Source organism: Comamonas sp. F1-6 (genome assembly GCF_039581415.1).
GTDB lineage: Bacteria > Pseudomonadota > Gammaproteobacteria > Burkholderiales > Burkholderiaceae_C > Comamonas > Comamonas thiooxydans.
Genome location: NZ_JBCPWN010000002.1, coordinates 157,949 through 183,859 on the forward strand (window position 1 = coordinate 157,949; position 25,911 = coordinate 183,859).

At 61.1% G+C, this 25,911-nt stretch carries 23 protein-coding genes; 7 read left to right on the forward strand and 16 right to left on the reverse strand.

Going from position 1 to position 25,911, the window contains the following annotated elements; all coding sequences use genetic code 11:
* The first annotated feature begins 10 nt into the window (after nucleotides 1-10).
* Nucleotides 11-1,258: an AMP-binding protein gene (locus AAIL66_RS02980; protein ID WP_034377273.1), complete on the forward strand. Its 1,248-nt coding sequence runs from the start codon at nucleotides 11-13 to the stop codon at nucleotides 1,256-1,258.
* 274 nt (nucleotides 1,259-1,532) lie between these two features.
* A complete protein-coding gene (locus tag AAIL66_RS02985) occupies nucleotides 1,533-2,522 on the forward strand; it encodes a tripartite tricarboxylate transporter substrate-binding protein (RefSeq protein ID WP_034377274.1) in 990 nt (329 codons plus the stop codon).
* A 75-nt stretch (nucleotides 2,523-2,597) separates the two neighbouring features.
* On the opposite strand, the gene AAIL66_RS02990 is transcribed toward AAIL66_RS02985, so the two are convergent.
* The 3 genes from AAIL66_RS02990 to AAIL66_RS03000 form a co-directional block, all read right to left on the reverse strand.
* Nucleotides 2,598-2,918, reverse strand: coding sequence for a DUF1840 domain-containing protein (locus AAIL66_RS02990; RefSeq protein WP_343495970.1), 321 nt, complete (start codon nucleotides 2,916-2,918; stop codon nucleotides 2,598-2,600).
* Nucleotides 2,919-2,930: 12 nt separating this feature from the next.
* On the reverse strand, nucleotides 2,931-4,202 hold the full coding sequence (locus AAIL66_RS02995; protein ID WP_045838776.1) for a cyclopropane-fatty-acyl-phospholipid synthase family protein: 1,272 nt from the start codon (nucleotides 4,200-4,202) through the stop codon (nucleotides 2,931-2,933).
* Nucleotides 4,203-4,276: 74 nt separating this feature from the next.
* The gene (locus AAIL66_RS03000; RefSeq protein ID WP_034354821.1) at nucleotides 4,277-4,894 is read right to left on the reverse strand and encodes a hypothetical protein; all 618 of its coding nucleotides are present in this window, start codon (nucleotides 4,892-4,894) and stop codon (nucleotides 4,277-4,279) included.
* 42 nt (nucleotides 4,895-4,936) lie between these two features.
* On the opposite strand from AAIL66_RS03000, the gene AAIL66_RS03005 reads away from it, so the two are divergent.
* Both AAIL66_RS03005 and AAIL66_RS03010 read left to right on the forward strand, forming a co-directional pair.
* The gene (locus tag AAIL66_RS03005; protein WP_034354824.1) at nucleotides 4,937-6,118 is read left to right on the forward strand and encodes an aminopeptidase; all 1,182 of its coding nucleotides are present in this window, start codon (nucleotides 4,937-4,939) and stop codon (nucleotides 6,116-6,118) included.
* A gap of 115 nt (nucleotides 6,119-6,233) precedes the next feature.
* Nucleotides 6,234-7,919, forward strand: a complete 1,686-nt coding sequence (locus tag AAIL66_RS03010; protein WP_343495971.1) for a phosphoethanolamine--lipid A transferase — start codon at nucleotides 6,234-6,236, stop codon at nucleotides 7,917-7,919.
* 99 nt (nucleotides 7,920-8,018) lie between these two features.
* On the opposite strand, the gene AAIL66_RS03015 is transcribed toward AAIL66_RS03010, so the two are convergent.
* Genes AAIL66_RS03015 through AAIL66_RS03035 form a run of 5 tightly spaced genes read right to left on the reverse strand, consistent with a single transcriptional unit; the run spans nucleotide 8,019 to nucleotide 12,316 of the window.
* On the reverse strand, nucleotides 8,019-8,789 hold the full coding sequence (locus tag AAIL66_RS03015; protein WP_003068629.1) for an ABC transporter permease: 771 nt from the start codon (nucleotides 8,787-8,789) through the stop codon (nucleotides 8,019-8,021).
* A gap of 8 nt (nucleotides 8,790-8,797) precedes the next feature.
* Nucleotides 8,798-9,646, reverse strand: coding sequence for an ABC transporter ATP-binding protein (locus AAIL66_RS03020; RefSeq protein ID WP_034404428.1), 849 nt, complete (start codon nucleotides 9,644-9,646; stop codon nucleotides 8,798-8,800).
* A gap of 57 nt (nucleotides 9,647-9,703) precedes the next feature.
* Nucleotides 9,704-10,732: an ABC transporter substrate-binding protein gene (locus AAIL66_RS03025; RefSeq protein ID WP_343495972.1), complete on the reverse strand. Its 1,029-nt coding sequence runs from the start codon at nucleotides 10,730-10,732 to the stop codon at nucleotides 9,704-9,706.
* Nucleotides 10,733-10,785: 53 nt separating this feature from the next.
* The gene (locus AAIL66_RS03030) at nucleotides 10,786-11,286 is read right to left on the reverse strand and encodes a nucleoside deaminase (protein WP_343495973.1); all 501 of its coding nucleotides are present in this window, start codon (nucleotides 11,284-11,286) and stop codon (nucleotides 10,786-10,788) included.
* A gap of 13 nt (nucleotides 11,287-11,299) precedes the next feature.
* Nucleotides 11,300-12,316, reverse strand: coding sequence for an ABC transporter substrate-binding protein (locus AAIL66_RS03035; protein ID WP_343495974.1), 1,017 nt, complete (start codon nucleotides 12,314-12,316; stop codon nucleotides 11,300-11,302).
* A 474-nt stretch (nucleotides 12,317-12,790) separates the two neighbouring features.
* Here AAIL66_RS03035 and AAIL66_RS03040 point away from each other — a divergent pair, with 474 nt between their 5' ends.
* Complete coding sequence (locus AAIL66_RS03040) at nucleotides 12,791-13,789, forward strand: 2OG-Fe(II) oxygenase family protein (protein ID WP_343495975.1); 999 nt, start codon at nucleotides 12,791-12,793, stop codon at nucleotides 13,787-13,789.
* 187 nt (nucleotides 13,790-13,976) lie between these two features.
* Here AAIL66_RS03040 and AAIL66_RS03045 read toward each other — a convergent pair whose 3' ends face one another.
* From AAIL66_RS03045 to AAIL66_RS03070, 6 genes are all read right to left on the reverse strand, one after another.
* Nucleotides 13,977-14,231, reverse strand: coding sequence for an acyl-CoA-binding protein (locus AAIL66_RS03045; RefSeq protein WP_343495976.1), 255 nt, complete (start codon nucleotides 14,229-14,231; stop codon nucleotides 13,977-13,979).
* 176 nt (nucleotides 14,232-14,407) lie between these two features.
* Nucleotides 14,408-15,613, reverse strand: coding sequence for a porin (locus AAIL66_RS03050; RefSeq protein ID WP_034391256.1), 1,206 nt, complete (start codon nucleotides 15,611-15,613; stop codon nucleotides 14,408-14,410).
* A gap of 250 nt (nucleotides 15,614-15,863) precedes the next feature.
* Entirely contained in the window at nucleotides 15,864-16,835 is a 972-nt protein-coding gene (locus tag AAIL66_RS03055; RefSeq protein WP_343495977.1) for a quinone oxidoreductase, read from the reverse strand.
* Nucleotides 16,836-16,933: 98 nt separating this feature from the next.
* A complete protein-coding gene (locus tag AAIL66_RS03060) occupies nucleotides 16,934-17,902 on the reverse strand; it encodes a tripartite tricarboxylate transporter substrate binding protein (protein WP_343495978.1) in 969 nt (322 codons plus the stop codon).
* A gap of 17 nt (nucleotides 17,903-17,919) precedes the next feature.
* Nucleotides 17,920-18,978, reverse strand: a complete 1,059-nt coding sequence (locus tag AAIL66_RS03065; protein ID WP_012840017.1) for a 3-keto-5-aminohexanoate cleavage protein — start codon at nucleotides 18,976-18,978, stop codon at nucleotides 17,920-17,922.
* Between the two features lie 118 nt (nucleotides 18,979-19,096).
* Nucleotides 19,097-19,945 carry a TauD/TfdA family dioxygenase gene (locus AAIL66_RS03070; protein ID WP_343495979.1) on the reverse strand — a complete coding sequence of 283 codons (849 nt, stop codon included), beginning with the start codon at nucleotides 19,943-19,945 and terminating at the stop codon, nucleotides 19,097-19,099.
* 157 nt (nucleotides 19,946-20,102) lie between these two features.
* Here AAIL66_RS03070 and AAIL66_RS03075 point away from each other — a divergent pair, with 157 nt between their 5' ends.
* Nucleotides 20,103-21,137, forward strand: a complete 1,035-nt coding sequence (locus AAIL66_RS03075; RefSeq protein WP_343495980.1) for an AraC family transcriptional regulator — start codon at nucleotides 20,103-20,105, stop codon at nucleotides 21,135-21,137.
* Here AAIL66_RS03075 and AAIL66_RS03080 read toward each other — a convergent pair.
* Both AAIL66_RS03080 and AAIL66_RS03085 read right to left on the reverse strand, forming a co-directional pair.
* A complete protein-coding gene (locus tag AAIL66_RS03080) occupies nucleotides 21,124-22,335 on the reverse strand; it encodes a M20 aminoacylase family protein (protein WP_034391262.1) in 1,212 nt (403 codons plus the stop codon). The genes AAIL66_RS03075 and AAIL66_RS03080 overlap by 14 nt on opposite strands.
* An 84-nt stretch (nucleotides 22,336-22,419) precedes the next feature.
* Nucleotides 22,420-23,580: an ABC transporter substrate-binding protein gene (locus tag AAIL66_RS03085; protein WP_343495981.1), complete on the reverse strand. Its 1,161-nt coding sequence runs from the start codon at nucleotides 23,578-23,580 to the stop codon at nucleotides 22,420-22,422.
* A 159-nt stretch (nucleotides 23,581-23,739) separates the two neighbouring features.
* On the opposite strand from AAIL66_RS03085, the gene AAIL66_RS03090 reads away from it, so the two are divergent.
* Complete coding sequence (locus tag AAIL66_RS03090) at nucleotides 23,740-25,803, forward strand: molybdopterin oxidoreductase family protein (RefSeq protein WP_343495982.1); 2,064 nt, start codon at nucleotides 23,740-23,742, stop codon at nucleotides 25,801-25,803.
* Nucleotides 25,804-25,911 lie beyond the last annotated feature (108 nt).

Consider the following 25,911-nt stretch of genomic DNA (forward strand, 5'->3'; position numbering starts at 1 on the left):
AGGATTTGCCATGAGTGATTTCTACGATGCCCTGGAAACCCGCAGCCCCGAACAGCGCGAAGCCGACTGCATGGCCAGCCTGCCGCTGCAGATTGCCCATGCACAGCAGCGCTCCAGCGCTTTTGCCGAAATTCTCAAAGGTGTGGATGCGTCCCGTATCACCAGTCGCGCAGCGCTGGCCACCTTGCCTGTGACGCGCAAGAGCGAGCTGCTGGAGCGCCAGGCTGCACAGCGTCCGCAGCAGATTTTTGGCGGCTTCAATGCCATTGGCCTTGGCCACGACATGCCCAGGCTGTTTTCCAGCCCCGGCCCCATCTACGAGCCCGAAAGCCGCCGCCCCGACTACTGGCGCATGGCCCGCTCCATGTACGCCGCGGGCTTCAGGTCTGGGGAGCTGGTGCACAACTGCTTCAGCTATCACTTCGTGCCCGCCGGGTCGATGATGGAAACCGGTGCTCAGGCCCTGGGCTGCACGGTGTTCGCGGGCGGCACGGGCCAGACCGAGCAGCAGGTGCAGGCCATGGCCGATCTGCGGCCCGCGGCCTATGTGGGTACGCCCAGTTTTCTGAAAATCATTGTGGAAAAGGCCCAGGAGATGGGAATGAAGCTGCCCAGCCTGACCAAGGCCATGGTCAGCGGTGAAGCCTTCCCCCCCTCGCTCAGCCAATGGATGCGCGATCATGGCATAGACGCCTACCAGAGCTATGGCACGGCCGATCTGGGCCTGATTGCCTATGAGACCAGCGCCCGTGAAGGTCTGGTGCTGGACGAGGGCGTGATCGTGGAGATCGTGCGCCCCGGAACCGGCGACCCTGTGGCCGAGGGCGAGGTGGGCGAGCTGGTCATCACCACGCTCAACCCCGACTATCCGCTGATCCGCTTTGGCACGGGTGACCTCTCGGCCTATCTTGCGGGAACCTGCCCCACAGGTCGCACCAATGCCCGCATCAAGGGCTGGATGGGCCGCGCCGACCAGACCACCAAGGTGCGCGGCATGTTCGTGCATGCCAAACAGGTGGCCGAGGTCGTCAAGCGCTTTCCGCAGATCGTCAGGGCCAGGCTGGTAGTGACGGGTGAGATGGCCAACGACCAGATGCAGTTGCTGGTTGAAACCACGGAAACCGCACCGGGCTTTGCCCTGCAGGTGATCGACGCCTTGCGCGAAGTCACCAAGCTGCGTGGCGAAGTGCAGATGGTGTCTCCCGGAAGCCTGCCCAATGACGGCAAGGTGATCGAGGACGCGCGCTCCTATCAGTGAAGCTCTGAAGAGCTGCCGGCATTCGGCTGGCTCTGCGACCTAAAGGTTTTGTACTGAGACTTGAGCTTGGCCAAGCCCCTGCACATGTGTCGCCAATACGCTACAGGCAATCGGTTTGCTTTAACGCAAATGCAATGTGATCGCCCGCTCCATCAAGGGATAACACTTAGAAAATAACAAAAACCCCACAGATTAGCGCTACCTAGAATCCGGCTTTACGTCACGACAAGTCAACCGTCCTGGTCTGCTTGCACATTATTTTTAGGGAGACACTGTGAAAACTATTTTCAAGATCGCCACCATCGCTCTGGCCGCTACCGCAGCCATCAGCAGCCATGCCGACAGCTACCCAGCCGCTGGCAAGACGATCACGATCATCGTGCCTTTCACGGCAGGCGGCCCCACCGACAAGGTGGCTCGCGACCTGGCCGAATCCATGCGCAAGCAGCTGAACAACGCCACCATCGTCATCGACAACGCAGACGGTGCCGGCAGCACGATTGGCACAGCCAAGGCCGCACGTGCACGCAATGACGGCTACACGCTGCTGCTGACGCATATCGGCATGTCCACCATCCCGACGCTGTACCGCAAGCTGTCCTTCAACGTGCTCAACGACTTCGAGTACGCCGGCATCATCAACGATGTGCCCATGACGCTGATCGGCCGCCCCACCCTGCCCGCCAAGAACTTCGCCGAAGTCAAGGACTGGGTCAGCAAGAACCAGGGCAAGGTGAATCTGGCCAACGCCGGCGTGGGCTCGGCCTCGCACCTGTGCGGCCTGATGTTCCAGGCCTCGCTGCAGCAGGACATGACGCCCGTGCCCTACAAGGGTGCAGCTCCTGCGATTGCCGATCTGATGGGCAACCAGGTGGACCTGCTGTGCGACCAGACCACCAATACCACTTCGCAGATTGCCGCCAAGAAGGTTCAGGCCTATGCCGTGACCACTGCCAAGCCTCTGACCACGCCTGCACTCAAGGACCTGCCCACGCTGCAGTCCCTGGGCCTGAAGGACTTCAACGTGACCATCTGGCACGGTCTGTACGCCCCCAAGGGCACGCCTGCCGATGTGGTGCAAAAGATCAACGAAGCCATGAAGGCTTCGCTCAAGGACCCCGAGTTCATCAAGCGCCAGGAAGCCTTGGGGGCCGTGATTGCCAGCGACGACCGTACCAACCCTGCGGGTCACAAGAAGTTTGTGGAAGCCGAAATCGCCAAGTGGGGCAAGGTCATCAAGGCCGCCGGCATCTACGCCGACTGAGAACGCACAATCCGTTCAACGCAAAAAAGCCTGCATCTGCAGGCTTTTTTGCATGAGGCGACCGAAGAAGGCCGCTTACCAGGTCACTTCCTTGCCATCGGCGGCGCTGCGCCTGAGCATGTCTACAAAAGGCACGATGCGCTGGCCCAGGGCCACGCCGTCCTGATTTGCAGGCACGGCATCCTCCTCCTGCGCTTCGTCTTGCGGCTGCGCACGTCTGGTCGCATCTTCGGCGGCAGCAGCCTCCAGCGCGATGATGGCGGCCGGAATCTGCTCCACGGTGATGATGCCATGCACCTCATCGGGAGACTTGCCGATGATTTCCAGCAGCTTGCGGCCGTTGGCGTCCAGCATGATGAGGTCTGCCGTGGCACGCGATTTGAATTTGTAGGGCATGGAGCGATTCCTTCAACGGTAGATGTATTCGCGGTTGAAAGGATAGCCGCTCTGCGCACCCGCCATTGCACCGCTGCGCAGATCGCCATCGGGTTTGCTACACAGCATCTGATGCAACGCAATCCAGCCATGCTCGAAGCCCATGGCCGAACCCGCCAAATAAAGACGATAGGCACGCAAAGCCTTGGCGGCCTTTTCCTCGTCGTACTGGGCTTGCAAAATGATTTGAGCTTCGCCCAGCCTGGCCTCCAACCCATCCGACCAGGCCCAAAGCGTGCGCGCGTAGTGCGGGCGCAAGTTCTCGGTATCCACCATTTCCAGTCCGCTGGCCGCCAGATCATGCAGCACGCGGCTGACATGCATGAGCTCTCCGCCGGGAAAGATGTAGCGGTTGATGAACTCGCCCATGCCGGCCCCCAGCTCCACATTGCTGACACCGCCCGCCGTGATGCCATGGACCAGGGCCAGTCCGCCGGGCCTGAGCATGGAATAAATGGTTTCGAAGTATTCCTGCAGATTGGCGCTGCCCACATGCTCGAACATGCCGACCGAGCCGATCTTGTCGAATGGCTCCACATCGACCATTTGCCGATAGTCGCGTAGCTCGACATGAACCTTGCCCTGCAGGCCCTTCTCGGCAATCAGACGCTGCACATGATCGAACTGGTTGCGCGACAGTGTGATGCCATGGGCCTGCACGCCGTAATGCTCGGCTGCCCAGAAGACCAGTCCGCCCCAGCCAGAGCCTATGTCCCAGAAGCGCTCTCCGGGCTGGAGCTTGAGCTTTTTGCAGATGTGATCGAGCTTGGCCTCCTGCGCCTGCGCCAGGCTCATGCCCTGCTCTTTGTAGTAAGCGCAGGAATAGACGCGGCGCGGGTCCAGCCACAGCGCGTAGAAATCGTCGGAGAGATCGTAATGAAACTGAATCTGCTCGGCATCGCGGGTCAGCGTGTGCATGGCCAGCGACCTGGCCTTGGAGACCGTCTGCCCCAGCCAGGAGGGCGTATGACTGACCGGATCACCGCGCAGCAGCCCGGCCGCTGCCGCCATGATGTCGCGGGAGCTGCCCTTGACCTCCACCCAGCCTTCGACGATGGCCGAACCAATCGAGCCGATCTGGCCGTCCAGCAGCGCCGCAACAGCCTTGGGAGAGCGAAAAATGAGTTGAACCGCGCTGTGTTCAGGCCCGATACGCTCGCCCGAGGGAAGCTGTATCGATGCAGTCACAGGAAGTCTTGCTAGCAGCGGCTCCAATGTGCTCAACAGGTTTTTCATGAAAACCATTGTTCACATCGACTATGGCAGGGTCAAGACGGAAAACATCCCTGCCTAAAACTGCCTCCAGGTCTGGCAGAGGATCAGTTGCTGGCTTTCACCAGCCTGTCGTAGGCCTTGAGGGTGGCGGGGGCCACAGCCTGCAGCACTTGTTCATAAGCCGTCTTGTGACGCGCCAGCAAGCGCATGGAAGCAACGGTGCGGCTGCGGCAGAACCAGTGGCAGGTGTGTTGCATCAGCATCAGCTCGGCCGTCATGGTGAAGGCTCGGCGCTTGCGCTCTTCCTCGTCGGCCGCATCCCCCACACGGGCAGCCGCCAGCGCCTGGGCATGAAGCTTCATGGTCTCGCGCACATCCATGGTGGCCGAAGGCAGAACCCTGGTCATATAGGGCAGCGCCAGCGGCAGGGTGCTGGCACGCGTCTGCTCGGCCGGCAAGGTGGCGAATTCATCCGCAAAACGCTGAAACTGGCTCACCAGGCTGCTCTCGGTATTGGCCAGCACGGGCCAGATCTGTTCACGCCTCTGCGCATCCTTCTCGCCGATGACACGCAGATATCCCTCCATCAGATTGGCCATGAGCTTCTCGATCTGAAAGCGTGCCAGATGCTGGGCCAGAAGCTGGGTGTGCTGACGCTGCTCCTGCTTCTTGAGCACGTAGAGCACGGTGGTGACAATGATGGCGAGCGTTAGAAAATCCATGAAGTGAAACCAGACAGGCGGACAAGCGCAATGAGAAAAAGGATGAGTGTAGTCAGCCTGAGGGCTTTGCTGGGAATTAGTGCCGCAATCGCAGGCCTGACGGGCTGCAGCAGCGCCGGCTATTACTGGCAAGGTTTCAAGGGACAGATGCAGATTCTTCAGGCCGCACGGCCTATTGATGACTGGCTGGCAGAAGACAGTACCTCCGCAGCACTGCGTCAGCGCCTGCAGACCGCGCAACAGATGCGCCGCTTCGCCAGCCGAGAGCTGGCTCTGCCCGACAACGCCAGCTACACCCGCTACGCCCAGCTGCAGCGTCCGTTTGCGGTCTGGAACGTGGTGGCAGCCCCGGCCTACAGCCTGGAGATGCACCAATGGTGCTTTCCCGTCACCGGCTGCATTGCCTACCGAGGCTACTTCAGCAAGAGCGACGCACAGGCGCAGGCACTAACGCTTCAGTCACAGGGGTTGGAAACCAGCGTCTATGGCGTGCCTGCCTACTCCACGCTGGGCTATCTGAACTGGCTGGGCGGCGACCCCTTGCTCAGCACCTTCACCTCCTGGCAGGAGGGCGACTTTGCCGGCCTGCTGTTCCACGAACTGGCCCACCAGCTGCTGTATGTGAAGAACGACACGGCCTTCAACGAATCCTTTGCCACCACGGTGGAGCGCATGGCCACACCCTTGTGGCTGCACAGCCATGCCAGCGCCGCCACGCAGCAGCGCTGGCAGCAGAGCCTGCAGCGACGCGAGCTATGGCAGCAGCTGACGCGCGAGACCCGTCAGCGCCTGCAACAGATTTATGAACAGAAAAATACTGAAGCCCTTGATGCCAAAGCGCTGGAAGCCATCAAAAGCAAAGTATTTGACGAATTCCGCGCCACTTATGCGCAGCTCAGAGCGCAATGGATTGCCACTGACGAGCCCCTGCTGAGCAGCCTCGCCCTGCGCGAGCAATATTACCGGCGCCTGACCCAGACCGACGAATGGGTGGCCCAGTCCAATAACGCCAGTTTCGGCGCCCTGGCCGCCTATGACGACTGGGTGCCTGCCATGACTCGCTGGTGGCTGCAACTGCGCGGCGAAGGCCCGGCCACTCCCGAGACCTGGCGCAGCTTCTATGCGCAGATGCGCGAGCTGGCAGCCTTGTCCGCTGAAGAGCGCAAGTTGCGGCTATGCACCCAATGGGGAGAAGCTGCAAAAACAGCGACTCAGTGCCAATAAATACTTCAAATTGACATAAAACAATTTTTTACAAGGGTTTGCCACATAGGAGGCTTCAGCGGTTTTTAAGAAAGTCCCGCCAGACTTCTCCGATACCTATTTTTTGCCGTCTGCCGTGGCTACCCAAGACTCCGCTTCTGCCCCATTTTTCAAGGGGCTTTTTCAACCTCGCACGCCTCAGTTCATCGCTCTGGCCCTGGCCATCTGGCTGACGCTGACAGCCAACTGGGCCCTGTGGCTGCGCCTGCCTTCCCTGGATGGCTATCACGGCAGTCTGGCTCTGCTGGCCCTGCGGGTTATGCCGCTGGTGCTGGGCGCCAGCCTTCTGCTGACCTCTTTGTTTGCCTGGCCGCGCTTTACCAAGCCGTTCTGGGTTGCACTGCTGCTGGTGGCGGCCAGCTCCCAGTACTTCATGGTCAGCTACGGCACCGTGATGGACAAGGGCATGATTCACAACATCCTGCAGACCGATGCACGCGAAAGCTCGGACTTGTTCAACATCAAGCTGCTGGCCGAGGTGTTGATCATCGCCATACTGCCAGCCATTTGGCTTTGGAAAACGCCGCTCAAACGCGCCAACAGCGCCTGGCACAATATGCTGCGCACCGCCTGGCTGCTACTGGGCGGCATTGCCCTGATAGCCGCATCGCTGGCCGTTTCCTACCGCGATCTGGCCCCCGTGGTGCGCAACAATCTTTGGCTGCGCTACATGATCAACCCGATCAACCCCGTGTTGTCCTCCGCCTCGGTGGCCCTGGATCCTCTACTCAACAAGCCCAGGCCCTTTGACAGCATCACGGGTGGCGCAGCTCTGGGTGCCAGCTATGCCGCAGCCCAGAAACCGCCGCTGCTGGTGCTGGTGGTTGGCGAGACGGCACGCTCAAAGAACTTCAGCCTCAACGGCTATGAGCGCGATACCAACCCCGAGCTGGCCAAGCGCGATGTGCTGAGCTGGCGCAATGCCCACTCCTGCGGCACCAGCACCCGCGAATCGGTGCCCTGCATGTTCTCCAACCTGGGCCGCGAAGGCTTTTACGCCTCCAAGGTCGAGCATGACAACCTGCTCGACGTTCTGCAGGCCGCCGGCCTGGCCGTACTTTGGGTGGACAACCAGGCAGGCTGCAAAGGCGTGTGCAAGCGTATCCCCATGGCCGATACCGCCGACAGCGTGAATACGCCGACCGGCAAGGCCCTGTGCGCCCAGGATGGCGAATGCCTGGACGCTCTGCTGCTCAGCGGCCTGGACGAGCGCATCGCCAAGCTGGATCCCGCACGCCGCGCCAAGGGCCTGGTACTGGTCATGCACCAGATGGGCAGTCACGGCCCCGATTACTTCAAACGCTCCACTGCAGACCTCAAGGCTTTCAAGCCCGAGTGCGCGACCAATGAGCTGTCCAGCTGTTCTCAGCAAAGCGTGGTCAATGTCTACGACAACTCCATTCGCTATACCGACCACTTCCTGGCCCAGACCATAGACTGGCTCAAGGCCCAGCAAAACCAGTTTGAAACCGGCATGTTCTACATGTCCGACCATGGCGAATCGCTGGGCGAGCTCGGTGTCTATCTGCACGGCATGCCTTACGCCATGGCGCCCGATGATCAAAAACATGTGCCCATGATTGCCTGGCTGGGAACGCTGGGTGCTCGCACCGGCCTGAATCAGGCCTGTCTGAGCAAGACGCTGGATCAGCCGCTCTCGCATGACAACCTGTTCCATACGGTGATGGGATTGATGGATGTCACTTCTCCAACCTACAAGCAGCCTCTGGATGCATTTGCCAGCTGCCGCACGGCCAGCTAGACATTGACTGCGAAGCACAAAAAAGGTCAGCCGGATTAACGATCCGGCTGGCCTTTCTCGTTTTCAGGTGCTACGTTGACAGCGCTTAGAAACAATGCATCACTCGCCCTGGGAGCCGCGACGCGCCCAGCCCGTGGTGTGCTTTTCCAGCAGGTTGAACAGCTCATACATAACCATGGCCATGGCCCCCACCACGATCAGCCCCGCAAAGGCCAGACCCATCTGCATGGAAGATCCGGCGGAGACCAGCAGATAGCCGATACCCTCGTTGGCAGCCGTCATCTCGCTGACCGTGGTGCCGACGAAGGCCAGCGTGATCGCGACCTTGAGCGAGCCGTAGAAATACGGCAGGGAACGCGGCAGGCCGACCTTGATCAGCACGTCCCAGCGCTTGGCCCCCAGCACGCGCAACACATCCTCCAGTTCGGGCTCCAGCGTGGCCAGACCCGTGGCGATATTGACCATGATGGGGAAGAAGCTGATCAGAAAGGCCGTGAGAATGGCCGGGCCCGCGCCGATGCCGAACCAGACCACCAGAATCGGCACGAACGCTGCCTTGGGCAAGGCATTGAAGGCCGTCATCAGCGGATAGAAGGCCGCATAGGCCAGGCGCGAGGAGCCGATCAGAAACCCCAGCAGCACACCCACCACGATCGCCAGGGCAAAGCCTGCCATCGTCACCCAGTAGGTGCGCCAGGCATGCATGGCAATCGTGCCCGCAAACTCATAGAGCTGATGGCCTATGGCCCAGGGGCTGGGGAAGATGAACTCCGAGACGCCTAAGCCCGAGCAGATGATCTGCCAGAGCAGGACGATCAGCAGCAACAGCAGCCAGGGAGCCCAGCGCTCGGCGGTTTTTTGATGTTTCATGATGCGCCTTATTGAGGAATGGCGGCAGCGGTTTCGGGGCCGCTCTTGCGCAGGGCGCCGATATGGCCGCGCAGCTCGTAGACAATGTCCGAGAACTCGGGGGTGTAAGTGACCTCCAGATCACGCGGGCGCGGCAGGTCGATGTCGCGGCGCACCACGAAGCGGCCCGGGCTTTTGCTCATCACATAGACGGTATCGGCCAGGAACACGCTCTCGCGCAGATCATGCGTGACCAAAATCACATTGAACTTCTGTTCGGCCTGCAGGTCGCGCAAGATGCACCACAGCTCCTCGCGGGTGAAGGCATCGAGCGCGCCAAAGGGCTCGTCTAGCAGCAGCATCTGCGGCTCGTGAATCAGGGCGCGGCAGATGCTGGCGCGCTGCTGCATGCCGCCGGACAGCTGCCAGGGGAATTTTCGCTCATAACCCGACAGGCCCACCTTGCCCAGCAGCGCGATGGCACGTGCTTCGTATTCCTTGCGCTTTTGCTTGAACTGCGAACGGTGCGGCTCCACGATCTCCAGCGGCAGCAGCACATTGTCCAGCGTGGTGCGCCAGGGCAGCAGCGAGGAGGACTGGAAGGCCATGCCCGAGATCTTGAGCGGCCCTGTCACGCGCTGGCCATCTACCGTGATACGGCCCATGGAGGGCATCTTCAGGCCCGTGGTGAGCTTCATGAAAGTGGACTTGCCGCAGCCCGAAGGACCGACGATGGCGATGAACTCGCCGCGCTGCACCGTGAGGTCGATGGCTTCCACCGCAAAGTGGTTGGCCTGCAACAGCTCTTCGTTATAGGCCAGCCAGACGTCCTTGAATTCGACGAAGGGCCGGGCAGCTTCTGTATCTGATGATTTCATAAAAACAGGCTGCAGCTCCTGTCACACAAGCGCATACAGCTATCAATCAATGAGCAATTACTTTTTGGGAAAGACGTCGAGATCCGCGACTGGCGGCAGAAAGCGGCCGTTCCAGAGCGTCTCGGGGTTCACGCGCGTCTTGGTCGCATAGACGTCCGAGATCTGGGAAGCCATCAGCGCCATGCGTGTCGGGCTGACCTGGCCAAAGCCCTCGCCGCGCGCATCGGCGGTGTTGATCACCGTGTCGATCGCCAGTTGCAGGCGGCGGATTTCCAGAGCAGAGTTGACGATGCCGTCGCGCTCCTTCACATAGGCGATGGCACTACCGGGATTGGCCATGACTTCCTTGGCGCCCTTGCTGAAGGCCTTGAGGAAGGCGCGCACGGCTTCGGGGTTCTCGCGCACCAGCTTGGCACTGGCGATGATGGCGTTGCCATAGAGCTTGACACCGTTGTCGGCAAACGGCATGACCGCCACATCGGCAGCCTTCACGCCACGCGCCTCCAGGTTCAGCAGCGAAGTAAAGGTAAAGCCCGTGATGGCATCGACATCGCCGCGCATCAGCATGGTCTCGCGCAGCGGCGGATCCATGGTGGTCCATTGCACATCTCCGACCTTGTTGGCCTTGGCAAACAGCGGGAAGCCGCGCCGGCCGGCATCAAAGACCGGCGCTCCCAGCTTCTTGCCCGTCAGGTCCGCCGGCTTGGCGATGGCGCTCTTCTTGAGCGCCATGACCGAGGCTGGCGTGTTGTTGTAGACCATCATCACGGCCACGGGCTTGTCTTTGACATCGGGGTTGTTGGCATGAAACTCCATGAGTGCGGCCAGATCGGCAAAGCCCATGTCGTAAGAGCCCGATGCCACGCGCTGAATCGCGCCGCCCGAGCCGCTGCCGGCATCAACCGTCACATTCAGGCCCGCTGCCTGAAAATAGCCCTTGGCGGCGGGCTGCAGAAACAGCGCGGCAGGTCCTTCGAAACGCCAGTCGAGCTGGAATTTGATGGGCGTGGCGGCAAAGGCCGCCGTGGCGCTGGCAAAGCTGCCCAGGGCCAGAACGGATTGCAGGAACAGGCGCTTGGTTTGCATGGTGGCTTCCCTCTCTCTATGTCAATGAATTGCTGTTGGGTTCGTGTCGGCGCTCAGACCTTCCAGGCACCCTGGTGCGAACTGCTGGCCTCTTCGATCAAGGCCGGCCCGATACATTCGATGGCGTGCGAAGCGGCCTGAAACACATCGCGGCAGGACAGCTCGGCATCCTTTTGATCGAGCCGCTCGCCACGGAACACGCGCAGCCGCTCCGCATCGATGCCATAGACCACTCGGCCGATGGCGGACCAGAAGATCGCGCCGGCGCACATCACGCAGGGCTCGGCAGACGAGTACAGCGTGGCAACGGCCAGCTCATCGCGTGAATGCAAAGGACTGGCCAGGCGGATGGCGGACAACTCGGCATGGGCCGTGCAATCGCCGCTCTCGCCGTTGGCATTGCTGGCCTCGGCCAGCACGCGCCCATCTGCAGCCACGATCAGCGCGCCAAACGGACGGTTGCCGCGCACGCGCGCCACATCCGCGAGCGCAATGGCCTGGCGCAGATAGCGACCATCGCTGTCATTCAAGGTCTGGACTTGAGGCAGGGCCATGGTGGCTTCCTCCTCAGGCCTTGAGCATGCGCGCCGACCTGGCGGGCAGCATGCTGCTGTTGAACAGTGCATCGGCAGATGGCGTGGTCTTGAGCGCAAAGGTCTGCACCACGCTGTCCAGCTGCTGCTCCAGCAAACGCTTGCTGAAGTCGCCCAGTCCATGGCTTTTCGTATCTGCCGCGGCCACATACTGTGCAGTGATGGACCAGCGCTCCAGCTCCAGCTTCTCATCGAGAATCGGCTCGCGCTGGCGCACTGCGGCAATGCCTGCAGCGGGGTTGGCAAGGCATTCCACAATCGCACGGTTGGTGGCGCGCAGGAAAGCGGCCACGACCTGCGGCTTCTCTGCGATCAGCTGGCTGGACGCCAGGATCGCATTGCCATACAGATGAACGCCGGCATCGCTGTAGCACAGTATGGAGAGTTCCTCGGGCTTGAGGCGCGCAAACAGCGAAACCGCCGAATCATGGAAATAGGTGGCGGCATCCACATCGCCACGTACCATGACGTTGTCGCGTGCCGAGAACTCCGTCGTCGACCAGGCAAACAGATCGGCGGGCAGATTCCTTCGCCGCGCCACCATGGGCCAGGCACGGCGCGTGGACTCCACTGCCGCTGCAGCCACCTTCTTGCCCTTGAGACTTGCGAAATCCGAAGTGATGCCTCTGTCCTTGCGCCCGATGATCACAAAAGGCGCGCGGTTGTAGTACTGGTAGACGGCCTGCACGCGAGGTGTGCCGGCGTTTTGCGCATTGAACTCGATCAGCGAACTGACATCGCCCAGTCCGAGCTGGTAGGCACCGCTGGCGATACGAGTAATCGAAGCCACCGAGCCCGACCCTACGTCCAGACTCACATCCAGCCCTTCATCGCGGTAGTAGCCGTTTTGCTGTGCCAGAAAGAACGGCGCCGTCTGGCCGTTGACGCGAAAATCCAGCGTGAATTTCAGCGGAGTCAGCGACTTGCCCTGGGCATGAACCCAGGGTGCGCCGCAAAGAGGCAGGGCAGCAAGGAAATGGCGACGTAGCATGGTGGAACTCTCAGGTCTCTGGCGACAGGAACGCCAGCAGCTGCCGCTGCTGACAGGACTTGAGCAATTTCCGGGCACTGCACGCGGATGCAGGCTGAACGCTTCTACTCGTTCAACCTTCTAGCAATTGGCGTGCCTGCTTTGGGTTGCGCCTTGCCAGGTATCAACAAAGTGCATGCAAAAGAGATGGATGCATGGATTCATGCACGGCAATGCACCAGATTGAAGCCATGCACCAAAACCAAGAGTGCCCGCGCCCTGGCAAATGGCTGGCACGCTGTTTGCTGCACTCAAATCAAGAGTAGAAGCGTTCAGCACGGTGCTCTGACCTTTCCTCGGTCAGCAGCTTCGCGGGTCATTGCTCTTGAAGTGGGTGCGGCAGCCGGCCGTGCCTGGTATCCACACTTCAGATGCCCGCAGCCCCAAGCCTCACTGGCAACGCCGGTGTCTGAAGTCATCGCAAGAGAGATTCTTATGCAGACCATGACCAGCCGCTCTTACAGCCTTGGCGAACTGAACAAGGAAGCCCGCATGGGCGGGCAAGGCGCAGAAACCTCGGCGCGCGAAGTTCGCGTCATAGACATCAGCGACTTCGAGCAGCGCCAGCAGGAGATTGCCGAGCAGATCTGGAGCGCATCGGTGGAAATCGGCTTCTTCCAGGTTTCCGGCCACGGCATTGCCCAGGCCGATATCGACGCCGCGTTCTGCAGAGCCGAGCAGCTATTCGCCTTGCCGCCCGAAACCAAGGCTCAATGGCCGCTATCGCGCAATGCAGGTTGGGAGCACAAGGCACAGATTCGCCCTTCCACGCGCACTCCCGACCAGAAAGAGTCCTATCAGGTCACACGCCCGCGCATGCAAGGCTTGTGGCCCAGCGAGCAGGAGTTGCCCGGCTTCAAGCAGGCTACTCTGGCCTTTGAGCATCAATGCTGGCAGGTTGGCATGCAACTGCTGTCCTGCTTTGCCTACAAGCTGGGCTTTGACGATGAATTCTTCACCCGCGCACATGACCCCGTCGTGCCCAGCTACCAGAGCACGCTGCGCATGCTGCATTACTTTGCCGTGGACCCGGCACTCAAGGACGAAATCGGTCTGTGGCGGGCTGGCGCACATACGGACTTCGACTGCCTGACGTTGCTGTTCCAGCGCGCCGGTCAAGGCGGTCTGCAGGTGCTGCCCGGCAAGGAGGCCGATGCCCAGCAATGGACACCCGTGCAGCCTGTGGATGGCGTCATCACCTGCAATATCGGCGACATGCTGATGCGCTGGAGCGACGACCAGTTGCCCAGCAACTTCCACCGCGTGCGCAACCCTTTGCCCCATGAGTACCAGGGGGCCCGCTATAGCCTGGCCTTCTTCTGCCAGGCCAATGAGGATGCGGTGATAGAAGGGCCGGCCAAAAAATATCCGCCCATCACAGGGGCGGAATATTTGCGTCAGCGCATCAGCGCCAATTTCTCGAACAGGTACTGACCCCCTGAGCAGCCCTGCCGCTACCCCCAAGGGGACGACACCCTCGGGGCGGCCCTTCCTCGGTGTCCCTGGCTTGGGGGTGCGCCAGGTTCCAGCCCTCCGTCTTTGGTGCAGTGTGATCTGGTCTGAATTGAAACGACAAAGCCCCGGATCCCGGGGCCTTGTCGGCGATCAGGGGTGGCGCGGATCAGCGCAGCGACTCGATGAGATCGATGTACTGCTGCTTGGCCTCATCCGGCGTCGTGCCTTCCAGCTTGGCCCAGGCATCCCACTTGGCGCGGGCCACCATGTCGGTGAAGCTGGGCTTCTTGGCTTCGTTGTCACCCTCGGTCGCCTGCTTGTACAAGGCATAAATCTTGAGCAAGGTGGCGTTGTCGGGACGCTCGCCGAGCGAGGTGGAATTCTTGACGGTCTCTTCAAACCGGGCGTTCAGATCGAACATGAAAGGTCTCCTGGGCTTTAATAGTCGAGGCCAGTGTAGCCAAAAATCCGGAAAATTAGAACGACCGTTCTTTTTATTTCACAAAGTACTGCAACGCCGGCAAGCAGCCCTTTGCGACACGCACTCCCTCAAATCCGCCTCTTCGTGATTCGCCTCGCAGCAGCAACGGACTGCCTTCAGAACATCATGCGCAGACCCGCATCAAAGCCCAATGCGCTGCGTGGCTGCATGCCGGGGCTGTTGCTGTAGGCCGGTTGCGGCATGATGACCGGGCTGCTGACGGCCAGCGGCGTCACACCCATCACCGCAGGATTGTTGTGTCCATTGCTCACGCTGATACGTGACACCGTGGTGTAGAGCGCCGTGCGTTTGGAGAGGTTATGCACATAACCCAAGGCCAGCTTGTTCACCGATGCGTCGCCGGTTCCCTGCCCATTTTTGAATTGCACCCTGGCCACCGACGCCCTGAGCTGATGCAGTCCGACAGGGATTTGCACACCAGCCAGAAACCCGTCATAGCGGTCTGTGGCCCGCACATCGCTGCGCGCATTGCGCACCTGCGACCACTCGCCCAACACACGGACCGGACCGAAGTTGTACGAGCCTCCCAGGTTCAGGGACTTGATGGTTTCCTTGCGGCCGTTGAAAGTGCCCAGCATGCTTTCGCCATAGCCCAGCGCAATATCGGTGGGGCCGCTGGCCCAGCCAATGCGCCCACCGGCATAGCGGCCGCGCCTGGCATCATTTTCCGGGAAAGCATACATCAGCTGACCATAAATTCCGCCCAGCCCTGTAGGCAGGTGGTAGCCGATGGAGTTGTTGGCGCGCAGATAATTGTCCGTGCCTGCCGACAAACCGTTTCCTAGCAAGCGCTCGGGCAGCGTGCCGCTGGTCTGCGTACTCAGCGCACGGTTGATGGCCAGGTTGCTGCTGACCACCGCCAGCAAATTGACGCCCACGCCGTTGACGGAATAGGGATCAAAGGCCCAGTCATTCAGAAACGACGGCGTGTGATCACGCCCAAGGCGCAGCTCGCCCCAATTGCCCGCCAGGCTGACGGTGGAGCGTCGCCCAAAGTTCAGCGCACCGCCACCCGTGTCGTTGGTCACAGGCGCTTCCAGCCACATGCTGGCAGACATTCCGGCCCCCAGATCTTCAACGGCACGAACACCCAGACGGCTGGCCAAATTACCCGAGGGTGACAGCGCCCAGATACCTTGGCTGGCCGTGCGGCCGGAGCCATCCCAGGAATTGCTGCGCACCATGTAGCGGCTGACGCCCGCATCCATGACACCGAACAGCGTCACGGATGACTGAGCGCTGGCCAGGCTGCTGGCGGACAATGCAAATAGACTCCAGATATAGCGTGAAATACGTGGCATTTCATGTCTCCTTTTCGTTATGAATTCGCGGTATTGATCCGCGAAATCACTCTAGAAAAGGAAGGCTGCAGCTATTGTGCAGTTGATGCCATTCATTGCTTATTTGGTGCCATGTTCCCAAGGTGAAATCCCTAGGAATGTCGCCCTGCCGCATGGCCAATGTCAGACAGAAAAAAGCCGGCGCCTTGGAAAAGGCACCGGCACGGATTTTCGCAATAGCTTTACCCGCCCAACATTTGCGCCCAGCAGTTTATGGCACGAGTACCGTGGCCCCCACAGTCTTGCGCGCTTCCAATGCGCGATGGGCTTGTTCTGCCTCGGCCAAGGCAAACTCCTGCTGCGGCTCGCTCACGATGCGCCCCGCCAGCACGTGCTCGAACAGCTCTGCAGCCATCTCCAGCATATGTGAGCGGGGCTGGATGTAATGCATCATGGCCGGCCGGGTCATCCAGATCGAGCCTTTGGCGGCCAGCAGCGATGAGTCCACCACCACGGAGCCGGAAGAGGTTCCGTTGCTGACCAGCGAGCCACGTGGCTGCAGGCAATCGAGCGAGTCCATCAGTGTGTCCTTGCCTACCGAGTCGTAAACCACGGGAACGCCCTTGCCTGCCGTGATTTCCTTCACTCGCTCGACGATGTTTTCACGCGAAGTCACGATGGTGTGCGCGCATCCGTTCGCCCTGGCCAGTTCGGCCTTCTCATCCGTGCTGACCGTACCAATCATGTTGACCCCCATGGCGCGGGCCCACTGACAGGCAATCAGGCCTACGCCTCCGGCAGCTGCGTGATAGAGAATGGTTTCACCGCCCTGCAGCGGATAGACCTGACGGAACAGATACTGGGCCGTCATGCCTTTCATCATGAGTGTGGCTGCCGTACGGTCTGAAATTCCGTCGGGCAACGGAATCAGCACTTCTGCAGGCATCACACGCGCCTGTGCATAAGCGCCTTGCGGACCGATCAGATAGCCAACGCGGTCACCCACCCGGATATCCGTCACACCCGTTCCGACGGCCTCGACCACACCGACGGCATCCGAGCCCAGCCCGTTGGGCAAGGCCAACGGATAACGCCCGGAGCGGAAGTACACATCGATGAAGTTGAGCGCGATATAGCTATGCCGCACGCGCGCCTGGCCTGGGCCGGGGTCTCCCACGGCAACGTTTTCCAGTCGCAGGACTTCTGGACCGCCAGTCTCGTAAAAGCGAATGGCCTGAGTCATGAAATGCTCCTGTATCTATTGAGGTGCAGCAAGCGCTGCAAAGCAAAAGTCCGGGCATCCTCAGTCGCAGACATGCCCGGACCGATTGACGAGCCGATTTAGTTCAGCTTGATGCCGAAATTCCTGACGATCTCGCCATTGCGCTGGTATTCGGCCTGCAGATCGGTAGACAGTTGCTCCAGAGTGCGCTCCTGGCGAATCGGCTCAAAGCCTGTGGCCGCATAACGTGCCTGCACCGCCTGGCTGGCGTTGACTTTTTGCAGCGTGGCATTGATCTTCTCCAGCAACGGCTGCGGCGTCTTTGCCGAAGCAAACACACCGGCCCAGTTGCTGAAATCAAGCTCCGGATAACCGACCTCGGCCATCGTCGGCACATTGGGAAAATCGGACAAGCGGCTCTTGTAAGCAACGGCCAGCAGCTTGACCTTGCCGCTGGGAACCAGCGGCTTGGTGGTCACGGAGCCGTCGAACATCAGCGGAATCTGATTGCCCATGATTTGTGCCAGTGCCGGTGCCGAGCCTGGAAACGGCACATGCTGCATGTCCAGCCCCGCCTTCTGATTCAGGATCGCCCCTGCGTACTGCGATGCCGTCCCCTGGCTGTAGGAGGCAAAGGACAGCTGACCCGGATGGGCCTTGATATAGGCAATAGCCTCCTTAGCATCCTTGGCAGGGAACTGAGGCGAAGCAATGAAGACCATGACGGAGCGAGCCATCTGCGAGACGGGTCTGACATCCTTCATAGCATCAAAGCCCCCCTTGAGCACATGCGGAACCTCGGTCAGGATATTGGTCACCGTCACCAGCAGGGTATTGCCGTCTGAGGGCTGGGACAGCATGTATTTCACCGCCATGGCACCGCCGGCACCTGGGCGGTTTTCCACAATCACAGGCTGTTTGAGCTCATGCGCCAACTGATCGCTGATGATGCGAGCAAACACATCGATCGTGCCGCCGGGCGGGGCAGGAACAATGAGCTTGACGGGCTTGTCGGTGAAAGCGAAGGCGCTGCCAGCTGGCAAAGCTGCAGCCAGAGCAATGGACAGCAAGACTGGAATGCGTTGCATCGTGCGCTCCTTTGGACTCAGGCGACTTTGCGCAGAAAACCCTGCTGAGCACCGTTGCGATTCGGAGCAAATCCGTTCCTTGCCAGGCTCTCCTCCACCGTGTCGTAGAACACGCCGATCTGGCAGATCTCGCGCGCCTGGGCAGGAGTGGCGATGGGGCGGCTGCATTCCTTGGCAATGCGCACCAACTGCTCTATCTGCTCCACCGTGCCCATTTTTCGGGTTCGGGTCTGATTCCACAGATTGTCTTCGGTGCCGCAGCGCACATGCAGGCCCATGGCAATGCCCATGAGATTGATGGGCAGCACGTTCAGCACCGAGGCTTCTACCGTGAGCACCGCACCGTCGGGCACGGCTCGCACAAAATTGGCCAGGCTGTAGACGCTGGGCTGGTCCATGCCGCCGCCGATGGCCACCCAGTTCAGCACCAGCGGACCTTTGTAGATGCCGCGACGCATCAGCCGCTCCACCGACTCGAAGCTGTTGATGTTGTAGCACTGGAAGGCACTCTGAATGCCGGCCGCACTCAGGCGACGTATATGTTCTTCGGCCCAGCCCGGCTGTGCTGGCACGGTCATTTCCTTGTAGGCATTGAACACCGCAGGGTCCTCCATCGAAGTGCCCTCGATATCCCGCGCATCGAACTGCTCCAGAATGTTCATCTGCGAGGTATTGATGGTCACCGTCACCTGATCGGGCTTGGGGTCCAGCTCGGCCAGCATGTGGCGGGTATCGTCAGACAGCCATTTGGCGGCCGCGCCATCGGTTTCGGGTGCAAAGCTGATCGACCCGCCCACCTGGATGATCATGTCCGGGACGCGGGCACGCACGCCGGCAATCAGCTCGTTGAACTTGGAAAGCCGCTTGCTGCCGCGGCCGTCGAGCTCGCGTACATGCAAGTGCAGCACCTGGGCGCCGGCGTTGTAGCAGTCCACGGCTTTTTGAATCTGCTCCTCCATCGTGACGGGAATTTCGCCGGGGAAGTCCTCCGGCAGCCACGAAGGTGCATAAGGAGCTGCAGTGATGATGAGAGGCTGCTGATTTTCGGCAACCAGGTGACCGTCGAGGAAATTCATGATGGTGTCTCCGTTGTTATATGAATGCCATGCCCGCGCTCAGAGCCTTGCGTACAACTGTGCCTGCATCGCACCGCCCGGCCAGGTTCTGCGCCTTGCCACGGGCGTCTTTCGATGCTCAAAAAGTCGGTGTGCCAATGATTCCGGCGCGCTCCATCTTTCGATGGCTGGGCGGGTAGTCCATCACCGCGTAATGCTGTGTCGCGCGGTTGTCCCAGATGGCGATGCTGTCGGGCTCCCAGCGCCAGCGGACCTGGTACTCGGGGATCGCGGCCTGGCTGATCAAGAACTGCAGCAGACTGGATGAGCCCTGGGTGAAGTCCTGACCCACACGCACATTGGTGGGCGTGTGGAAGTTCGTGAAATGAGTGGTGAAGCCGCTGACAAACAGCACTTTTTCACCGGTTTCCGGATGTGTACGAACCACCGGGTGCTCCGCATCCGGAAACTGCGCCTTGAGAGCCAGACGCTTCTGCGCAGGCATGGCGGCGCCAAAGGTGCACTCGATGCTGTGGCGTGCCCGTAGCGAGGCTATCACGTCCTTGATATGCGATGGAAGCATCTCGTAAGCCAGCGCCATATTGGCCCACATGGTGTCGCCGCCGACCGGCGGACATTCGACGCAGCGCAGCACGCAGCCCATGGGCGGCACCTCGCGCCAGGTGGCATCGCAATGCCAGGAGTTTTCATACCGGTCCAGCGGCTTGTCCGGCGTCTTGTAGATCTGCACCAGCCCGGGATGCTCGGGGTCGCTACCGACCACCGGGTGGTCCTCCAGCTCGCCAAAACGTCGGGCAAAACCGACATGCTCGGCGCGACTGATACTCTGGCGGCGCAAGAACAGCACCTTGTGCTTGAGCAAGGCCGTCTTGATCTCTGCGAAAAGCCCATCATCGCGCAGCGCATCCGCCAGTTGCACATCGACCAACTCCGCGCCTATGGCACAGGTCAGAGGGTTTATCTGCATCACTGTCTCCTACACTTTTTTGAACCCAGGCTTGTTGCTAGTCTCTGCCGCCCGGTAAGTCCACTGTAGAAAACCTGTGTCACATAGGTTGTGCATTTCATGCCGCACGCTATGCATCTCATGCCAGAATTTCTCCGACTTTTTGCGTGGAGCAGTCATGGTCACTTTTGTGCGCGCGGCATCTCTGACGAATTTCTCGGAACTATTCAGCGAACTGGGAGGAGACCCTGATGCGGCATTGCGTCGTGCCGGCCTGCGCCCAGCCGTGGTGCGCGAGCAGGATCAGCTGATCGATGCGCTGACGGCCGGGCGCCTGCTGGAAGAAGCTGCAAGCATCACGGGTTGCGAAAACTTCGGGCTGCGCATGGCGCAATCGCGGCAGGTTTCAAACTTCGGTGTCGTCAGCCTTTTGTTGCTGCACCAGCCCACATTGCGCAAGGTGCTGAGCACGCTGATCGAGCATGTGCACATGCTCAATGAGTCGCTGGTGATTCATATGGACGACGCCAATGGCGTCGTGGTGCTGCGCGAAGAGCTCACCCTGCCGGATGCATTGCCGCAATCCATGGAGCTGGCAATCGGCGTGCTGTTTCGCACCTGCAACCTGCTGCTGCATGAGCAATGGCGCCCGCTGCGGGTCTGCTTCAGCCACCCCGCGCCCGGCGACACCGGCCTGCACAAGCAGATGTTTCGTTGCCGCGTGGAGTTTGATGCGGACTTCAACGGCATTGTGTTTCGCACCGAGGACCTGGATGCTCCCAACCCCTTGGCCGACCCGGTTCTGGTGCGCTATGCCAAGACCATGGTGGACACCACGCAGCAGGGCCGTCAGGCCTCCATCGGCCAGCAGGTGCGCAAGGCCATCTATCTCATGCTGCCCTCGGGCAATGCCACCTGCATCTGCGTGGCCCAAGGCCTGGGGCGCAGCGTACGGACCCTGCAGCGCGAGCTTGACGGTGAAGGCCTGAGCTTTACCGACCTGCTGCAGGGAGTTCGCGCGGATCTTGCCCAGCGCTATGTGCGCAACCCTGACTACCCTGTAGGCCAGATCGCCTCCATGCTGGGCTACAACAGCCACAGTGCCTTCACACGCTGGTTCAGCACGCTCTTTGGCTGCCCGCCTGAGGTCTGGCGTGAAAGAAATCTTCCACCCAACGCGCAACGGCGGGCGCCAGCCTTCAGCCGCGCGTAGGCTGGTCCAGCCAGCGCTGGGCCAGCTTGACCCAGAAGGTCGCACCCAGCGGAATCAGCGCATCGTTGAAGTCGTAGCTGGGGTTGTGCAAGGTACAGGGGCCACCGCCATGCCCGAGGGCGCGATGATCACCATCGCCGTTGGCGATAAAGCAGTAGGCACCGGGCTTTTCCAGCAGCATGAAGGCGAAGTCCTCGGCCCCCATGGATGGCTCTTGCGGCACCACACCGGCATCGCCCAGAATCTCGCGCATCACGGCCTGGGCAAACTCGGCCTCGGGGGCGGTGTTGATGGTGGGCGGGTAGTTGCGCACGAACTCGAACGTACATTGCGTGCCATGCGCCGCACAGACGGCCTCGCTGATCTGCTGCATGCGCTGCTCGATGAGGTCCAGCACCTCCAGCGTGAAGGTACGCACCGTGCCCTGCAGCTCCACGCTGTCCGGCACGACGTTGGTAGCCTCGCCGGCATGAACCATGGTGACCGACACCACGCCCGCCTCAATGGGCTTGACGTTACGGCTGACGATGGTCTGGAAAGCCATGATGAGCTGTGCCGCCACGGGTACCGGGTCCACCACCATATGCGGCATGGCCGCGTGGCCGCCCTTGCCGCGCACCACGATCCTGAATTCGTTGCTGGATGCCATGGCGGGCCCCGCACCCACGGCCATGGTGCCAGCCTTCATGCCCGGCCAGTTGTGCATGCCAAACACAGCCTGCATGGGGAACTGCTCGAACAGTCCGTCGTTGACCATCTCGCGGGCACCGCCACCGCCTTCCTCGGCAGGCTGGAAGATGGTGTAGACCGTGCCCTCGAAGCTGTCGCGATGTGCGGCCAGATATTGCGCCGCCGCCAGCAACATGGCCGTGTGGCCGTCGTGACCGCAGGCATGCATCTTGCCCGCATGGCGGCTGGCATGGTCAAAGGTGTTGAACTCCTGCATGGGCAGGGCATCCATATCGGCGCGCAGGCCGATGGCTCGGCCGCTACTGCCGCCGTCACGACCGTGGATGATGCCCACCACACCGGTCTTGCCCAGACCGCGATGGATTGCTATGCCCCATTGCTCCAGCTTCGCCGCGACCAGATCCGAGGTCCGTATTTCCTCGAAACACAGCTCGGGGTGGGCGTGGATATCGCGACGCAGCGCGGCAATGTCAGGGGCGCTTGCTTGAAGTTCGGGCAGCAGGGCCATGCGCTCTCTCCTTGGGGTCATCAATGGCAAAGATGCCATGATGACCCAAAGCGGGAGAGCTTGCGCCCTGCGCGCCTCAAAGCCTCACACCCGGACCTTTCCGTCGCCCGTGAGCATGGACAGCTCCACAAAACGCGGCTTGCCCGCCTGCGCACGGAAAGCGATGGGAAAGCCCGCAACCTGCTGGCCATTCATCGCCTCCAGTGCCGCCACCAGGCCATCGCGCTGCAGGCGACCTGCGGCAGAGGCAGATTTCAGCGCTTCGCTCACGACACGGGCAGCCAGATAGCCTTCCATGCTGGAGTAATCGGGCTGCAGCGAAGCGCCTCCTTTCTGCAGCGCGGCCTGAAACTCACGCGCCAGTGGATGCGAGGTCTTGAAGGGCGAGGGCACGACCTGGGTGACCACCACGCCCTCGGCCTCCTTGCCAAGGGCCTGCGCCAGTGCAGAAGTTCCCACGAACGACACGTTGTAGAACTGACCGCCATAGCCTGCCTGGCGTGCCGCTCGTACAAAGGCAGCGCTGGCCGCATAGGTGCCGACCTGCACGATGACATCGGCACCCAGCGGCACCAGAGTCTTGACGGCCTTGGCCACATCCTGGGAGTTGCGCTCCACCGTCGCGGCCCCCACGGGTTTGAGGCCATGGCCTTGCAGCGCCTGCATCACCCCCTCGAGACCTGACTGACCATAGGCGTCGTTCTGATGAAACACCGCGATCTTCTTGAGGCCCAAAGAAACCAGCTGTCTGACCATGAGCGCGGTTTCATCGGCATAGGAGGCGCGCAGATTGAAGACCGTCTGGGCCAGCTTGGGATCGCGCAGGCCGGCACCCCCCGTCAGTGGAGCAATCAGCGGCAGCTTGGCCTTCTGCAGCAAAGGCAGTGACGCCATGCTGGTGGGCGTGCCCAGATAGCCAAACAAGGCCATCACATCATCGGCAATGAATTTCTGGGTATTGGCCACGCAGCGCTCTGGCTCATAGCCATCGTCCAGCGTGCGCAGCTCCACCTGGCGGCGGCCGATGCCGCCCTGGGCATTGAGCTGATCGAAATACAGCTTGGCGCCCTGCACAAACTGCATACCCAGCTGCGCTGAAGGACCGCTCAGCGCACAGGACTGCCCAAGCACAATGGGCCCGCTCGAATCCTGGGCATGACTTGCGCCGATCCAGCTCCCGGCTGCCACAGCTGCGCCAGCAGTCATGAATTGACGACGATTCCACTCCACTCGCTTGTACTGCATTGCTCTTGATCTCTCTACGGGCTACTCATTGCTACGGGCTGGATCGGCCCGTTTCTGGGGTCTTGCATCTCAGGTTTCTTGACATGGATGCGCGCCGCATAATAGGCCCACAAAACGGTCTTCAGCCGCAAACCGGTCCAGATTTTTCGAGCCCACGACATGCCTCATATCGTTCAAGTACGCGGCGCCTGCCCGCATGACTGCCCGGACACCTGCGCTCTGGTCACCACGGTGATCGATGGCACGGCCACCAAGGTGCAAGGCAATGCAGAGCACGCTCACACGGGCGGCGTGCTCTGCGCCAAGGTCAGCAAGTACACCGAGCGCACCTACCACGCCGGGCGAGTACTGCAGCCGCTCAAGCGCAGCGGCCCCAAAGGCAGCGGCCAGTTCACCCCCGTGAGCTGGGAAGAAGCCCTGAGCGATATTGCCCAGCGCCTGCACGGGATTGCCCGGCGCGCGCCCGAAGCCATACTGCCCTACAGCTATGCCGGCACCATGGGACTGGTGCAGAGCGAGAGCATGGACCGACGTTTTTTTCACCAGTTGGGCTCTAGCCTGCTGGATCGCACCATCTGCGCCAGTGCCGGCAGCGAGGCGCTGACCGCTACCTATGGCGGCAAGCTGGGCATGCGTGTGGAGTTCTTTGCCGAAAGCAAGCTGATCCTGATCTGGGGCAGCAACAGCATTGCCAGCAATCTTCATTTCTGGCGCTATGCACAGGAAGCCAAGCGCCAGGGCGCCAAGCTGATCTGCATAGACCCGCGCAAGAGCGAGACCGCCGACAAATGCCAGGAACACCTGCAACTGCTGCCCGGCACCGATGCGGCACTGGCATTGGCGCTGATGCACGAGCTGATCGTGCACGACTGGCTGGACCACGACTACATCGCCCAACACACCCTCGGCTGGGAGGCACTCAGGGCCAGAGCATTGCAATGGCCACCCGAACGCGCGGCCAGTGTCTGTGGCCTGAGCGTGGAACAGATTCAGTCCCTGGCACGTGATTACGGCACGACCAGACCAGCGGCCATTCGCCTCAATTACGGTATGCAGCGGGCGCGCGGCGGCGGCAATGCCGTGCGCGCCGTGGCCTGTTTGCCGGCTCTTGTCGGCGCCTGGCGCCACCGTGCTGGCGGGCTGCTGCTGTCCGCCTCGGGGGTCTCGCCGTTCAAGCGCGCAGATCTGCAAATGCCCCAGCTGCTGGGCGAGCGTCGCCCACGCACGCTGAACATGAGCCAGATTGGCGATGTGCTGCTGCATGGGGGCGATGCCGGCTTCGGCCCCAAGGTGGAAGCCGTCGTGGTCTATAACAGCAATCCCGTGGCGGTGGCGCCAGAGTCGGCCAAGGTGGCTGCGGGCTTTGCGCGCGAAGATCTGTTCACCGTGGTGCTTGAGCATTTCTTGACCGACACCGCAGACCATGCCGATTATGTGCTGCCCGCCACCACGCAGCTAGAGCATTGGGACGTCCACGGCAGCTACGGCCATACCGATGTGCTGCTGAATCGCCCCGCGATCGAGCCCCAGGGCCAGGCACGCAGCAACGCGCAGATCTTTCGCGATCTGGCCATGCATATGGCCCGGCTGGACCCCGCTTTTGCTGCGGCATGTTTCTCGGAGTCCGACGAAGCTCTATGCCGTGCAGCAGTTACACATACTGCGATTGATTTCGACGACCTTCTGCAACGGGGCTTTGCCCATATTCCGCTGCCCGATGCGCCATTTGCCGAAGGTGGCTTTGCCACGCCTTCGGGCAAATGCGAATTCGACAACCCAGCCCTGGCGCGGCTGGGCATCAACACCCTGCCCGACTACCTGCCCAATTACGAGCCGCCCACGGCCGCCTACCCGCTGGCCATGATCTCGCCGCCGGCACGCAACTTCCTCAACAGCAGCTTTGCCAATGTAGCCAGCCTGTCCCGCATGGAAGAGCGCCCGCTGCTGGAGATGCACCCCGATGACGCAGCTGCGCGCGGCATTGCCGACGGTGACCGGTTACGCGTCTTCAACCAGCGCGGCGAGCATGTCTGCCACGCCGCCGTCAACGGCCGCGCTCGCGCCGGCGTGGTGGTGGGCCTGGGCATCTGGTGGCGCAAGCAGGGAGCCAACGGAACGAATGTGAACGAGCTGACGCATCAGCAGCTCACCGATATTGGCCGAGCGCCTTGCTTCTACGACTGCGCGGTACAGGTGGAAAAGTTCAAGGAGTTGTCAGCCTGACGCGGCTGCATTGTGGTTGACCATGAGCAGGGCCACGGCGCGAGCAACCATAATGCAGACACTCAATGAATATGCGGCCGGGGTCTGAGCCTGTCAGAGCACACAGGT